Here is a 14,906-nt window from a genome sequence, read left to right as displayed (position 1 = left end):
CGACCGAGCGTCTGCGTCGCCCCGCTCCGCACATGACGATACCCCGTTGCCCGGCAGGGAGACCGAAGATGGATTTCGTCGATCGCGCCTACAGGAACTACAGCGACGTCAAGCAACTCGGCCTGCCCGTGCTCCTGCGCGGGCTCCACCGCCGCGCATCCTCCCGCGAGGGCCGTCTTGTCCGGACGGTCCACGGCGCGTTCTACATCCGGCCGCACACGTCGGACATGGAGGTGCTGAGATCCGTCTTCGGTGACATGACCTACAACCTCGACCGGGTCCGCCAGGGGGCGGCCACCCGGAGCGAGTACGAGCGGATCTGCACCGCCGGAAAGACGCCGATCATCATCGACGGAGGCGCCAATGTGGGAATCGCGGCGCGCTACTTCGCGAAGGCCTATCCAAGGGCGGTCGTGCTGGCGGTGGAGCCGGACAAGGACAACCTCGTCGTTTGCCGTAAGAACACCGAGGTCTGCGCCAATATCTGCGTCGTCCCCACCGCCCTCGGCGGCCGGCGCGGGTGCGTCAATCTCGATTACAGCAACGGCGGCGCCGACAGCGGGCCGACCGGGCGGTCGGACCACGGCATCCCGATCACCGTCATCGCGGAACTCAAGGATCTGATCCCCAATGGCGAGTTGCTGATCGTCAAGATCGATATCGAAGGCTTCGAGAAGGACGTTTTCTCCGGCGAGATCGGCTGGGTCTCGGAGCCGCATGCGATCATCGTCGAACCGCACGACTGGATGCTGCCGGGCGATGGAACCAGCTTTCCGCTGCAGGACAGCCTCCTGCGCGAGCGGCGGGAGATGATCCTGTCGGGCGACAACCTGATGCTCTTCAAGTCCCCCGCCGCATCCGCCAGGGGCGACACGTCGAGCTGGCCGACAAGGGGGCTTCTCAGGGTGGTGCCGTCCGCGTGACGAGGCGGCCCAGCGTCTCCTGCCCGGCATCGCGGAAGCCCGCATAGTCGATGGGCGTCCGCCCCCAGATGAAGACCGGCTTCACGTCGGCAGGCGCGGCGTAGGTGTTCCTGTCGAAACTGTTGCCGCCCTCCTCGATGATCCGGGCATTCGGGGCGGCCTCGTTCGTATCCGTGACGCCGCCGGCGCTGCCTCTGCCGGTGAACAGGATCCGGTTGTCGTGGACGCGGTTTCCGGTCGTCCTGTAGAAGCCGCCGCCGTCCTTCTCGCGGCCCTGGTCGACGAGCACGATGGCGCGGCCGTCGGGCCGGACGGTGATGGTGTTGTCGGAGACCTCGACGCCGCTCGAGGCCGCCACCTGAATGTCGGCCCCCCAGAACCAGACCGGATGGCCCGCGCCGTTGAAGCGCAGCGTGTTCCCGCGGATCACGGCGTCGTAGGAGATCTCGAAGAAGATCCCGGCGGTGGAATTGTTCTCCACATTGTTCCTCTCGAACAGCACCTCCCGGCAATCGATGTCGCACCAGAGGCCGGGACCCGCATTGTCGTGGACGTGGTTCCCGCGCAGGACCACCTCCTGGCTCTGGGTGATCTTGAGGCCGCCGGCCTCCCATTCGGGGTCGAAGCCGGACGTGTTGTTCGAAGCGATGCGGTTGTTCTCAATCAGGATCCGCCGGCCCTGCGCGGCCGCGCCGAGCTGGCCGTTCCGCTCGATCGTGCTGCCCGTGATGGCCCCGTCGGTGCCGACATCGACGCCGAGCCCGGCATTCAGGCGGATCTGCGAATTCTCCACGCGCCACCCGGTGCCCTCGCCGCCGCGGATCGCCCCCATCTGGGTCGGCGTGTCGTATTTTTGGACGACGAGTCCCCTGATCCGCACATCGGCGGCCCGGCTGCGGAAGGCGAAGCGCGCCCCGCTGGCCTCGACGCGACGTCCCTCCGGGTTGTCGGCGAGGATCGCTCGGCCGGCCGCTGCCTCCACAACGTAACGTCCGGGACTGAGATCACCGCGCGACGCGACGCGGGTGAGCGGCTGGCCGTCGAGGAACACGGCCAGCGACAGGAGACAGAGCGAGCCGCCGCCGCGACACTGGCCGGCGCCCACATGGCGTGGGTACAATCCGGTGAGGGCCCAGAACGGGCCCACCCGCTCGAACTGCCGGACGATGCGCGAGCCGTCGAGGATGCTGCCGGGCTCGCCGAGGAACGTTTGACCGCGCAAGGGGGCGATCTCCTGCATCCGGTAGAGGCCTGCGCCGATGCAGATGGTCCCGCCTTCTCCGGCGCGGATCGCAGCCCGCTGGATGGACTCGCCGGCGGCGACGCGCACGGCCGTGGCGGGGCAGCCGCTTTCCGCCCCCTCTCCCCTTGCGGGGCCGCCCCCCTGCCAGAGGATCAGTCCGGCGAGGGGTAGCGCATGGCGGAGCGCGCACCGCGTCATGGCTCCTGCCGCCCGGTAAGCGAAGAGGGCGGCGGGCATCGCTGCCGATGTGGCCTTTGCCGAGCGGTCATCCACAACTCCGATCATTCAGGAAGCACTTTTGCCTGCCGGTACAGTCACGGCCGGGACGAAATCTCGACGCCGCCGGCCCTGTACCGGATTTTTCAAAACAGTGAGCGTTCATTCTCGCGGAAAGGAAGGTGAAAAACGGTCTAGATCGCCGGGGCGAACGGGTTAGTCCGTGATCTCACTTCCCAAGCGAAGCCGAAATCCCGCTCAATCGCACCGACCAAGCGGTGGATCGGCCGGATGGTGGATGGAAGCTCCCCCATCACGCCCCGGATGCCCGGAAGACGTCCGATCCCCCGACCGGAGCGCCGCGCTTGCCACGATCAACGAGGACGGAATGAACCGGGTTCTGGACCACTCGAAGAGCGGGGTCAGCGTCGTGCTCCGCCAGACCTACGAAGCCCAAACCCTGGGGTTCCTCACCGCGATCCTTCGGCACCGCCGGTTGATCGTCGGGCTCGCTGCCGCCGCCCTGGTGCTCGCGACGGCCATCTGCTGGTCGCTGCCCGACAAGTACAGCGCCGAATCCCTGATCCAGGTCGATCTCAGCCGGGTCGGCGCCTCTCAGGCCACGTCGCCGAACCAGCAGGCAGCGACCAGCCTCGATGCCGGCGCCATCGTCGAGAGCGAGGCGCGGGTGATCCGCTCGTTGGCCATCGTGAGACACGCGGTGGAGGATCTGAAGCTTCAGGATGACCCGGCCTTTGCGCGGGGGCCGGGCATCGTCTCCCGCATCCTCTCGACCCTGCTGCCAGGATCGGCGAAGCAGCCCGCCGATGCCACAGCCTCGGTGGAGGCGGTGACCCGCGAACTCTCGCGGAACCTGACCGTGACCAACGATACGCGGGCCTACCTGATCAACGTATCCTACAACTCGACCTCACCGGAGCGTTCGGCGCGGATCGTCAACGCCGTGGTCGACGCCTATCTGCGCAACCGCCTGGAGATGGGGGTGGCGGCGGCCGAGCGGACCAGAACCTGGCTCGAGGAGCAGATCGGCGAGAGCCGGCGGGAGCTCGAGAACGCCGAGGCGGCCGTCGACCGCTACAGGCGGGAGACCGGCTATGTGGAGGGCGGCACGCAGGGCATGAGCCTGCCGCAGCAGGAGGTGCGCGATGCCGTGGCACAGCTCGCCGCCGCCCGCCAGACTCGGATCGCCGCCGAAGGCCGCCTGTCGCGGGCGCAGGAGGCCTTCGCCGCCGGCGGCACCCCCTCGGCGCAGGACCTGTCCGGCGCGCCCCTGATCCAGAGGATGCTGGAGAGCGCGGAATCAGCCACGCGGGAATTCGCCAACGTCGCCGCGACTGGACCGCGTCATCCGGCCTACCTGCAGGCCAAGGCGAATATCGAGGCCGCGCAATCGCGGCTTCGCGAGGAGATCAAGCGCGCGATCGGCAACCTCGAAAGCGACGTCAAGGCGGCCATCGCCGACGAGGCGAACCTCGCCGACAGGGTCGGGGTGATGAAGACGAACCTCGTCGAGGGGATGGGGCAGGACGCGAAGCTACAGAGCCTGCAGACCAACGCGGTGGCCATCCGCGAGCGCCTCAAGCTGCTGAGCGATGGCCATGCCCAGGCGCTGGCGCTCACCGGGATGAAGTCCTCGACCACGCAGATCGTCATGGCGGCCAAGCCCGTGACGGTCCCGTCGGGGCCGAACCGGCTCATGCTGATCTGCCTCAGCGTCCTCGGGGCGAGCGGCGTGGGGATCGGCTATGCCGTGATGATGGACCGGCGCGACACCGGCTTCCGGTCCGATGCCGAGATAGCGCACGAAACCTCCCACCGCTGCCTCGGCATGGTGCCGGAACTCACCAGCGGCTCGTCGGCCGCCGAGGTCCGGATGTTCGACGAATCGATACGTCTCGTCAGCGCATCGCTCACCGTAGCCCGCACCCTGGCCGAGCCCCGCGTCGTCATGGTGACGTCCTCGGTGCCCGGCGAGGGCAAATCGCTTCTCTGCATGGCGATGGCGAGCCTCCTGGCTCAGCGCGGCATTCGGACCCTCGTGATCGACAGTACGCCGCGCCTCCATGCGGAGACCGACCAGCCCAGTCTCGAGGATGTCGTGTTCGGTGACCCTGCCGGCTTCCCGTTGCAGAACGACTCCGGAAGGGTCGTGGTGCTGCATCGGGCCGAGCACGGCGACTCGCACGAGCTATTCCTGACGCCGGCCTTCGAGAGTTTCATCGAACGGGCTCGGGAAAGCTTCGATCTCGTCCTCGTCGAGGCTCCCCCCGTGATGCTGTCCGTCGATGTCCTGACAATGGGCGGCCTCGCCGACGTCACGGTCATGGCCGTTCACTGGAACCGGACCCCGCGCGAGACGGTCCAGGCGGCGTTGCGGCGGCTGCAGGACAATTCCGTGCGTCTGCGCGGCATGGTCCTGACGCATGTCAATCTGACGGAGCACAAGGACTACCGCGTGGTCGACCAATGCTCCCATTACAACGATTACCGGGGGCATTTCGAGGAAGCCGCGTCGCACCACGCGCGAGGCAATCTGCTGCCGTCCAAGCTGTCCTCATAGGACGGACTCCGCAGGCACGATTCCGACCTGCGTGATGTTTCTGGCGCGATTTTTTCTTGCGCGATTTTTTTCTTGGCGGCCATCCAGCGGATGTCGATCATGGCTTCGATCATCATCGTGTTCACGCCTGTCGGCGGAGGCGGCGCGCCGCGCCACCATGTGGCCGGTGCCGGCCAGACGCGACCGGCGGTGGAGCCGGCCGGTGCTCGCTAGAGAGCGGGCTGCGCGGATCGCCTGGCCCCTGATCGATCAAGGCGTCGCGAGCCTGGGCAACTTCCTGTTCACGATCACCCTCGCGCGGACATTGCCGCCGCAGGAATACGGTGCCTTCGCGCTGCTCTTTGGGATCCTGATGATCCTCTACACCGTCATGGCGTCGGTGCTGTTCTATCCGATGTCGGTCCTGGCCGATCCCGCGGACCGGGGCCGCATCGCCGAACTGATGAGCGTGAGCTTCATCCTGCTCGTCGGTCTGTGCGTTCCGGCCGGTCTCGTCCTCGCCGTCACGGCCTTGCTCATCGGTCGGCCGGACCTCATCGCGGCACTGCTCGTCTACTTCTTCATCTGGCAGATCCAGGAGGCGTTTCGGCGCTACCTGTTCGTGGAACTGCGCTTCGGAGCCGCCGTTCCCGGCGAGATCATCAGCTATATGGGGCAGATCCTGATCGCCCTCTGGCTCGCCCTCCGGGGTGAACTGACCCTGGAGACCGCCCTCTATGTCATGGCCGTCACATCGGCGGCGGCGGCCATCCTCCAGGGAATTCAGGTGGGTTTTTCCCTGCGCCGGCATGCGATGAGCCGCATCCGGAGCGTCGCCCTGGAATTCTGGCGCCTCGGCGGATGGGCGCTGGCGAACAACCTCTGCGCCGCCCTGCGGGTCCAGTTCCTGTTCTGGTTCCTGGCCGCCCTTTCCGGGGCCGCTTTGCCGGCGCTGCTCCAGGCCGGCTTCAATATCGTCAACCTGCTCAACCCGCTCATGATCGGGCTCGGTAACGTCATCCTTCAGGTCTCCGCGCGGGCGCATGCCGGGGGAAAGGCAGAGGCATGGCGTGCCACCCACCCCCTCGTCCTGTCGGGGATGCCCATTGTGATCGTGTTTCTGGCGGCCATCATCGCCTTTCCCCACGCGGTCCTCGGCCTCATCTACGGCGCCGGGTCTCCCTATGTGGACATCGCGACCCCAGTCCGGCTCCTCGCCGTAGCGGCCCTCGCCGCGTTCGTGACGGACATCGTGTGCGCCTATTTCCACGGTGTCTCACAAGCCAAGCAAGCTCTGATCGTGAATGCGGCCGGGGCCGTGGCGACGATCCCGATTGCTATCCCGCTCATCATCGGGTTCGGCCTCAACGGAGCCTGCATCGCTCTCTGCCTCGCGAACGCCGTGCGCCTGAGCGTGCTGCATCTCCTCTTCAACAGGATGATCGCTGCTGACACCGCCAACACTTCATCCGGCAGGGGGCGAGACCAGCCAATCTCGCCCCGCTCCGCAGTGGACGATCCGGGTGAGGCCATGGGCAACGCCGTGGCGTCACGCGTCGCGGCGATGCCGGCTTCGGAACTGAGGCAGACCTGACCGGCGCTCACGCCGAATCCGGCCCCGCCGCGGACGAGGGCATCCGCCGGTGCCGCAGGGCCTCGCCGGTCCTCCCGGCACCTGTCCGACCAGTCTTTACGGGGGCACCAGGGCGACGAGCGTGAGTGGGTCACCCCAACAAATAGCCTTATCGTCAGGCGCTTCTGGGGGGCTGCTACGCGGTGCCTCTGCGGTTTGGGCATGCAGACCCAACGCGCCGTCATGGCAATCGGCACAGGTTCCGACCGATGCTCGGCCTTGGCGCGTTCGGCGGACCCAAGCCGCCGCGCCATCGCGCGGGCAGAGAGTGAGGAGTTCCCCTCGCCACCCTCAGGTATCAGATGAAGGGGCCGATCAGCCGCTCGTACTCGGCCTCGGCGAGCCCATAGCTGTCGCCGGCCAGTTCCACGAGCTTGAGCCGGTCACGGATCGTGATCTGCCCGCGCCGCATCACGATCATCCGCGTGCGCTCCAACTCGTGCAGGGCGACGGTGACGCGCGGGCGGTGCATGCCGAGCATCAGTGCCAGCATCTCGTGAGTCATCACTACGCGGCCCTCGTCGAGCCTGTCACTGGCCAGGAGGAGGCAGAGCGCCAGGCGCTCCTCCACCGAATGGTGCCGGTTGGCCAGGGCCATCTGGCTGGTCCAGAGGATGACGACCTGGACGTAGCGCAGGAGGATGTCGCGCAGGGCACTGCTCTGGGCCATTGCCTGGCGCAGTGCACCCGCGCCCATCCGCAGGGCGCGGCCCGCCACGCGGACTTCCACCGTGAGGGGCGTATGCTCGATGCCGAGCACGAGGGCGGTGCTGACCATTCCATCGCGCCCGACGACGGCGATTTCCACGGTGCCGCGTTCGGCGATCGCCATGGTGACGGAGGCCAGTCCGCTCTCGATGAAATACGCGTGCGGGATGGGCTCGTTGGCCATGACGATCCGCTCGCCGACGGTCAGCACCACCTCTTCGAGCTGCGGCAGCATCTGGCTGAAGACTTCGATGGGAAGCGCCCGCAAGAGGCGGTTTTCGACCAACGGCGCCTGGAGCGGCTGGAGTCGTGAGTTCATTAGTGACGCTCCGGCAAGCATCTCGCCTATACTTTCAAGAAACTCGGAACAAACAATGGCGAAGACTCGTATTCTGCAGAGTATTGATTAAAATTCCAGTAAAATAGCACAATATTAAGTACTAATTCCGACATCAGAGTGTATTTTAATTCGTAGCATTTGAGATTTGGCGATGCGCGTGGGCGATCCGGGTACCAAGGCCGAGCCTCGTGTCCAAGGCGGCCGGCTCCCGCCTCCGCCCGTGGTGGGGCGAGCCTGCGCCCACACGCATCCTGCAAGTGCGAGGCGGATGGTCGTTGGGACGCCGACGGCCTCGCGACGCCCCAACCGTGTCGGTGCCCGCCGCATCGGCCGTGGGGGGAACTGCCGGTTCCCGTGTCAGCGCGCAGGGAGGGAGCCCGGTTCGGGCAGGGCCAGGCTCGTCCGGATCGGAATCGTCGGCGGCTCGCGGCGGACGTCGATGATGTCGCCCGGCTGGAGGAGCGCACGCTCGTTCGCCTCGAAGGTCTCCGTCCCCTCGCCTACGGTGCGCGTGATGAAGACTTTCCGCGCCGGGGTGCCGGGGCCGGCGGCACCGAGCGTGCCGCCGGATTGGAGGCGCGCCTCCCGGATCTCGCGGGCGCTCGGCAACTGCATCTCCACTTCCGTCAGGCGCGTGGTCACGTCCTGAAGTTCGGTGAGGATGCGGCGATGATAAGTATCGGTGATTTCCTGGCCGCGCAGGGCGAGGTCGCCGATCGCCAGATCGAGCCGGGCGAGTTCGGAGTTCAGCCGCGCGATGGTTCCCTTGTTCCGAGCCTCCTCGCGCTGCAGTTCGATCCCCTGGTATCGCCGCGCCAAACCGTTGCTGATGAGCTTCTCGTAATCTTCGAGATGGGACTGGATCAGCCGGAGCTGGGTCTCCTCCGCCTTGCGTTGCGCCTCGACGCCGGCGATCTCCGCCTCGATCCGCGGCTTCTGCGCACGGAGCATCTCGGCGGATTGCGCGAAGGCACTCCGCTGCGCCTTCAGGATCCCGCGTTCCTCCGCGAGGAGGCGGGTGAAGCCCTCGTCGCGTTCACTGCCGCGCGGCGGGGTGAAATCCTCGCGGTCTTGCCGCTGTGCTTCCAGCCTCTCGCGCCGGACCATGAGCAGGCGCAGGGTCGCCTCCAGGACCCGGACCCGCTCATCGGCGCTCAGGAACTCCGTGCGTTGGGAGATCTGCGCCTGTTCGGGCAAGGCGAAGCCGCCGGCCAGGGCGATGCCGCTGAGGACCGAGGCCCCGTAGCGGAACGGGTAGCTCCCCGCGACGCGCACATCGCCGAGGAGGTAGATCGGCCGCATCTCCGTGATGCGCAGGCTCACCACCGGCTGCTGCAGGAAGCCGTCGGCCAGATGGCTGACGATCTGCTTCTGCGCCTCCGGCAAGGTCATCGCCGACACGGAGACTTCGCCGACCAGGGGCAGGAACAGGGCGCCGCTGCCATTGACCACGAACTCCCCCGAGAGTTCGGCTTGGCCATAGACCGACAATCCGAGCCGGTCTCCGGGCGCGAGGCGGTAAGTGGAATCCTGGGCGCTGGCCGCCCCCCCGAGGGCGATCCACAGGGCGAGTGCCGCGATGCGGTGGGGCACGCGCGCCAAGCGCGTCCGTCGATGCTGTCTCATCATGGATCAACCGACCGCTTATCTGGTGAGGCCTATCTCGCAGGACCGCCGATAGTCTAAACTGCGGCAACTCCGGCTCCGGCATCGCCTTTCGGACGATCACGGTTCTACAAGGAATTAATCCTTCCGACGAACGGCTATGTTCTGAATTATAGCCGGTGATTTTTGGTGCCGAGTCGCGGTAATATTCGATGGTACTATTCCTTATTCGGGCATGAAGTCTGTCCTATGCACCGGATGCGCCACTTGTAGTGTGCGATGATTGTCCTCCATGGTTCAGCGACGCTCCGAGTTCCTCTCCGAGGGGACGGTAGGGCGAGATCACCGACGGAACGCTCGTTCCAGTCTCGGACGCGACCATCGTCGGTCCTGGGAATGAGCCGGAGGGGCACCGACAATGAAGCGCATCCTCGTAACGGGTGGGGCCGGGTTCATCGGGTCTCATCTCTGTGGACGGCTGATCAAGCAGGGAAACGAAGTTCTCTGCGTCGATAACTTCCTGACAGGTGCGCGCTCGAACCTGGATAAGCTGCTCACGCACCAATCCTTCGAGCTCCTTCGCCACGACGTGACGTTCCCGCTCTACGTGGAGGTCGACGAGATCTACAATCTCGCCTGCCCGGCTTCTCCGGTTCACTATCAACGCGACCCCGTCCAGACGACGAAGACCAGCGTGATGGGGGCGATCAACATGCTCGGCCTGTCCAAGCGTCTTCACGCTCGCATCCTCCAGGCCTCGACCAGCGAGGTCTATGGCGATCCGGACGTTCACCCGCAGCCCGAGGGCTATTGCGGCCATGTCAGCATCGTCGGGCCGCGCGCCTGTTACGACGAGGGCAAGCGCTGCGCCGAGACGCTGTTCCACGACTACCGCCGACAACATCGGATGTCGGTGCGCGTGGCGCGGATCTTCAACACCTACGGACCGAACATGCACCCGCAGGATGGCCGGGTGATCTCGAACTTCATCGTCCAGGCGCTGACGCATCAGCCGATCACGATCTACGGCGACGGCTCCCAGACCCGGTCGTTCTGCTACGTGGACGATCTCGTCGAAGGCCTGCTCCGCCTGATGGCGGTGGAGGAGGAGCCCGGCGACGTGGTCAACCTCGGCAACCCGTCAGAGATCAACGTCCTCGCCCTGGCCGAGCGCATCGTGCAGCTGTGCAACTCGCGCTCGACGATCGAATGCCGCCCCCTGCCCCAGGACGACCCGAAGCGGCGCTGTCCCGACATCTCCCGCGCCCGCGAGAAGCTGAGATGGTCGCCGCGGGTCGATCTCGATACCGGCCTGGTGCGGACGATCGCCTACTTCGAAGCGCGGCTCATCCAGAAGGGCTCGCCGATTCATGCCCTGCGCGAACTGGCCCGCTCCGAACCCCTGACGCAGGTCGCGGGATGACCGACGATCTCACGCCGAGCGGCGCCGACCTGAATCGCTGGGCGCGATCCGTACGCCCGGAAACTCACCGCCGCCACGCGGTCGAGGTGACGGGCGCGGAGGCGGCGGGGGCCTCATCCGCGCCCGCCGGGCGCTGGGAAATGCCGCGCGCCAAGGTTCTGGGGCTCGGCGTCAGCGCCATAACCTTCGCGGACGCCATCGCCGCCATCGATGCCTTCGTCCGCTTGCGGACGCCGCATTACGTCTGCATCACCGGGGCCCATGGGGTGATCGAGAGCAGGAGCGATCCGCACTTGCTCGCGATCCACAACGCGGCGGATCTCGTGACGCCGGATGGCATGCCCCTCGTCTGGATGTCGCGGCTCCTCGGCCATACGGCGACCGAGCGAGTCTACGGCCCCGACCTGATGCGTGCGATCACGCGCCTGTCGCCGGCCCGCGGCTATCGCCATTTCTACTATGGCGGAGCACCCGGCGTAGCCGATGCCCTGAGCGCCCGCCTCCGCGACGCGCATCCGGGACTGTCCGTGGTCGGCACCTGTTGCCCTCCGTTCCGCAGCCTGTCGCGGGAGGAGGACGAGGCGGTGGTGGCACAGATCAATGCCGCGCGGCCGGACATCGTCTGGGTCGGCCTCAGCACGCCCAAGCAGGAAAACTGGATGGCCTCCCATCTCGGACGCATCGATGCGCCGGTGATGATCGGCGTCGGCGCCGCCTTCGATTTCCTGGCGGGCACCAAGCGGCAGGCTCCGGTCTGGATGCAGAAGCGGGGCCTCGAATGGCTGTTTCGCCTCGTAAGCGAGCCGAGGCGGCTCTTCGCCCGCTACATGAAGATCGTTCCCCTATTCCTGCTGCTCGCCGCTGGGCAGCTTCTCAAGACGTGGCTCGCTTCCCGCATCCGGGGCGGGGCCGCCTCTACGATGCCGGCCCCGCCGCCTCATCGGCCCGGCTGATGCCCACTCCCGGGCCGTGCCGGGCGTTGGCCCCGTCGCGACGGTATCCGGCCTCCTCTCGTTCCAGGGCCAGCATGGCCTCGAGCTTCCGGAATGGCTTCCCATGAGCACCACCGACAGCATTATCCTTGCGGGCCCTGCGGTCGAGCGGACCAAACCGGTGGAGGCCAAACTCCGGCCGGTACGGCGGCGGAGCATCGTCACGGCGGTTCTGGTCGGGGGGGACATGTTCTTCTCAGGCGTGGCGGGCCTCGTGCCCTGGCTGCTGACCGGCTGGCTGCCAATGACGGATTGGTTGGGCCCCTCCGCCCCGATGCCGATTCCCCCCGTCGGCGTCGTGCTCATCCTGGCGGTGTTCGGGCTGTATTCCAGCTACGGGCCGAGCCCGCCGGAGCGGTTGCGGCTGCGCGTCCTCGGGGTCTGCATCTACGCGATCAGCTGCCTCCTGGTCATGAGCGCTCAGGGGCCGTCGGCGCGGGGCGTCGCCGATATCGCGGCGGTGGCGGCACTCTTGGTGGTGATCGGCTTCTATGGCGAATCCGCGCTGCGGAGCATGCTGATCCGGTGGAAGCTCTGGGGGGCTCTCACCGTGATCGTGGGGGCCGACACCGCCGGGCGCAGCCTGGCCGATACACTCCTCGCCCAGCCCGAACTGGGATTTCGGCCGGTGGGCTTCCTCGCCGAGCGCGGGCAGGAGCCGGTCCGGATGGAGGGGCTGCCCATCCTCGGCATGATCGACGAGACCCCGGCGGTGCCCGTGGAGGTGCTGCTGTTTTCGTCCTGCGCCACCCTCGCCCTGTATGATGGCAAGGGGACGGGCCGGGCTCCCGCTCCGCGCACGGTGCTGGCCCAACAGATCCACGAGTTGCAGAACATGTGGGTTCAGGTGCAGCCCCTCGGCAGCGCCATCGGCCTCGAGATTCGGCGCGAGCTGTACCGGCCGCGCAACCTCGCCCTCAAGCGCGTGATCGACTGCACCCTGGCTGGCCTCGGTCTAATCCTGGCCCTTCCGGTGATCGCGATCCTTGCCGCGACGATCCGCAGCCTCGATCCGGGCAGCCCGTTCTATGTCCAGATCCGCGTGGGACGGCATGGACGGCCGATCCGGGTCCTGAAGTTGCGGACGATGTATTCCGACGCGGAGCGCCGGTTGCACGCCCATCTCGAATCCTGCCCGGTGGCCCGCGAGGAATGGCAGCGCTTCTTCAAGCTCTCCGCCGATCCGCGGATCTTGCCGAAGGTCGGGCATTTCATCCGACGCACGAGCCTGGACGAACTGCCCCAGCTCTGGAACGTCCTGCGTGGCGACATGAGCCTCGTCGGCCCGAGGCCGTTTCCCGCCTATCACATGGATGGGTTCGATCCCGATTTCCGCGCGCTTCGCACCAGCGTGCCGCCCGGCCTGACCGGCCTCTGGCAAATATCGTCGAGAAGCGACGGCGATCTTCACGTCCAGCGCAGCCAGGACACCTACTATATTCGCAACTGGTCGCCGTGGCTCGACCTCTACATCCTGATGGGGACGGTCTCGGCGGTCCTGGGCGCCAAGGGCGCTCGGTAACCTCCGGCCATCCGGGGCGACGAGGGATGATGGTCGACGAATTCGCCGAGCCGATCCGCGGGCGGGCCGGTCACCAACTCGCTCAGCGAGGATGCGGGCAATACCAGCGATATCCTATGGGCCGATGTCACCGAGGCGGACATGCGCCCCCGGGCGCACTCGACAAACGCGTTGGCTTGGAACGCAAGACCAATTCGACGAAATCGGGCATCCGGGCCGATGTTCTTGTCCCGAAGATCTATTTTAAGGGACGGGCGTTCTTATAGTATTCATTCAATCGGTGGAGTGATCGTCCCACTCAATATGCTGACGCTTCTCAGGCCATAGAAATATAACAATCAGCCCGATGCTGCCAAAAATCGAAACAAAGGCAGAGATCCAAAATATGATTTCCAGCACGGCACCCTCCGGTCGTGCAATGGCGCCGAATCCTTTTTCACCGATGAAGAATCAACTGTCAATTATCCTACGATTTCTATGATCTTTTGATCGAAGATTTGAGATACGCCTGAATCCAGTCCTGAGACAGGACGGATGTCGTTGATCGTCTCGTGCGCGAAAAGGCAGGGGAAGGCCGGCACGGCGAAGGGGGTCCCGCTGTCCGCGACGGCGCAGGCGCCCACTCTACTCCGTCACCGCCTCGGCCACGAACTTGGCATGGCCCTTCGCCCGCAGGTCGCAGGCGGGGCAGGTGCCGCAGCCGTAGCCCCAGGCGTGGCGTTCCCCACGCGTACCAAGGTAGCAGGTGTGGGTGTCCTCGACGATGAGGTCCACCAGAGGCTGGCCGCCGAGGTCCTTGGCCATCTTCCATGTCTTGGCCTTGTCGATCCACATGAGGGGCGTGTGGAGGACGAAGCGGCGGTCCATGCCGAGGTTCAGCGCCACCTGGAGCGCCTTGATCGTGTCGTCGCGGCAATCGGGATAACCGGAGTAATCCGTCTCGCACATGCCGCCGACGATGTGGCCCAGGGACCGGCGGTAGGCTAGGGCCGCGGCGAAGGTCAGGAAGATGATGTTGCGGCCGGGCACGAAGGTGTTGGGCAGGCCGCCCGCCTCGAAGGCGATCTCGGTGCTGCGGGTGAGCGCGGTCTCGGAGACCTTGCCCAGAGCATCGAGGGCGATGGTGTGGTCGCGGCCCAGACGCCGGAACCAGGCCGGGTTCATGGCCGCCATCGTCTCGCGCAGGGGTGCCCGCCTGTCGAGCTCGACCCGGTGGCGCTGGTTGTAGTCGAAGCCCAGGGTCTCCACCCGGGGAAAGCGCTCCAGCGCCCAGGCGAGGCAGGTTGTGGAATCCTGTCCGCCCGAGAGCAGGACCAGCGCGCCGTCGTCGCTCATCGTCAGGCTTCGCCTTCGTATTCGGCCCAGGACATCGGCGTCTCCATCACCTTGACCGCCGACAGGCCGGGCAGGGCGGGCTTCGTCCGATGCCAGATCCAGGCCGCGATATGCTCGGCGGTAGGGTTCTCCAACCCCTCGACCTCGTTGAGGCAGTAATGGTCGAGCTGGGCCAGGATCGGCGCGAAGGCGTGCTCCACGTCGAAGAAGTCCACCACCCAGCCCGTCGCCGGGTCCACGGCGCCGGAGATCGTCAGCTCGACCCGGTAGGAATGCCCGTGCATCCGATGGCAGCGATGTGTCTCGGGCACGTTGGGAAGGCGATGCGCCGCCTCGAAGGTGAAGGCTTGGGTGATCTTCATGGACGAGGACTCTATAAAATCGGAACGCGACGGGGCGGCCGGAT

General features: G+C 66.4%; 11 protein-coding genes. 6 read left to right on the top strand and 5 right to left on the bottom strand.

What is annotated here, in order from left to right; genetic code table 11:
- Window positions 1-68 precede the first annotated feature (68 nt).
- Entirely contained in the window at window positions 69-923 is an 855-nt protein-coding gene (locus K368_RS0103480) for an FkbM family methyltransferase (RefSeq protein ID WP_027171174.1), read from the top strand.
- Here the strand turns inward: K368_RS0103480 and K368_RS23815 are convergent.
- Complete coding sequence (locus K368_RS23815; RefSeq protein ID WP_051439735.1) at window positions 901-2,403, bottom strand: right-handed parallel beta-helix repeat-containing protein; 1,503 nt, start codon at window positions 2,401-2,403, stop codon at window positions 901-903. The genes K368_RS0103480 and K368_RS23815 overlap by 23 nt on opposite strands.
- Before the next feature lie 367 nt (window positions 2,404-2,770).
- Between K368_RS23815 and K368_RS0103470 the strand changes: the two genes are divergently transcribed.
- Entirely contained in the window at window positions 2,771-4,963 is a 2,193-nt protein-coding gene (locus K368_RS0103470; RefSeq protein ID WP_027171173.1) for a polysaccharide biosynthesis tyrosine autokinase, read from the top strand.
- 202 nt (window positions 4,964-5,165) lie between these two features.
- Window positions 5,166-6,536, top strand: a complete 1,371-nt coding sequence (locus K368_RS23810; RefSeq protein ID WP_197030974.1) for a polysaccharide biosynthesis C-terminal domain-containing protein — start codon at window positions 5,166-5,168, stop codon at window positions 6,534-6,536.
- Between the two features lie 337 nt (window positions 6,537-6,873).
- Here K368_RS23810 and K368_RS0103455 read toward each other — a convergent pair whose 3' ends face one another.
- Both K368_RS0103455 and K368_RS0103450 read right to left on the bottom strand, forming a co-directional pair.
- Window positions 6,874-7,602, bottom strand: a complete 729-nt coding sequence (locus K368_RS0103455; RefSeq protein ID WP_018046139.1) for a Crp/Fnr family transcriptional regulator — start codon at window positions 7,600-7,602, stop codon at window positions 6,874-6,876.
- Window positions 7,603-7,980: 378 nt separating this feature from the next.
- Complete coding sequence (locus K368_RS0103450; RefSeq protein WP_245259658.1) at window positions 7,981-9,216, bottom strand: polysaccharide biosynthesis/export family protein; 1,236 nt, start codon at window positions 9,214-9,216, stop codon at window positions 7,981-7,983.
- A gap of 430 nt (window positions 9,217-9,646) precedes the next feature.
- On the opposite strand from K368_RS0103450, the gene K368_RS0103445 reads away from it, so the two are divergent.
- From K368_RS0103445 to K368_RS0103435, 3 genes are all read left to right on the top strand, one after another.
- A complete protein-coding gene (locus K368_RS0103445) occupies window positions 9,647-10,651 on the top strand; it encodes a UDP-glucuronic acid decarboxylase family protein (RefSeq protein WP_027171171.1) in 1,005 nt (334 codons plus the stop codon).
- A 140-nt stretch (window positions 10,652-10,791) separates the two neighbouring features.
- Window positions 10,792-11,604: a WecB/TagA/CpsF family glycosyltransferase gene (locus K368_RS23805; RefSeq protein ID WP_051439995.1), complete on the top strand. Its 813-nt coding sequence runs from the start codon at window positions 10,792-10,794 to the stop codon at window positions 11,602-11,604.
- A 103-nt stretch (window positions 11,605-11,707) separates the two neighbouring features.
- The gene (locus tag K368_RS0103435; RefSeq protein WP_027171169.1) at window positions 11,708-13,165 is read left to right on the top strand and encodes an exopolysaccharide biosynthesis polyprenyl glycosylphosphotransferase; all 1,458 of its coding nucleotides are present in this window, start codon (window positions 11,708-11,710) and stop codon (window positions 13,163-13,165) included.
- Between the two features lie 624 nt (window positions 13,166-13,789).
- Here the strand turns inward: K368_RS0103435 and queC are convergent.
- Entirely contained in the window at window positions 13,790-14,500 is a 711-nt protein-coding gene (gene queC, locus K368_RS0103430) for a 7-cyano-7-deazaguanine synthase QueC (protein ID WP_027171168.1), read from the bottom strand.
- Between the two features lie 2 nt (window positions 14,501-14,502).
- Window positions 14,503-14,862, bottom strand: a complete 360-nt coding sequence (gene queD / locus K368_RS0103425) for a 6-carboxytetrahydropterin synthase QueD (protein ID WP_027171167.1) — start codon at window positions 14,860-14,862, stop codon at window positions 14,503-14,505.
- Window positions 14,863-14,906 lie beyond the last annotated feature (44 nt).

It is taken from the genome of Methylobacterium sp. 10 (genome assembly GCF_000519085.1).
Classification (GTDB): domain Bacteria; phylum Pseudomonadota; class Alphaproteobacteria; order Rhizobiales; family Beijerinckiaceae; genus Methylobacterium.
Note: the sequence above shows the minus strand (reverse complement) of the source record. Positions and strands in the feature narration are given on the sequence as shown.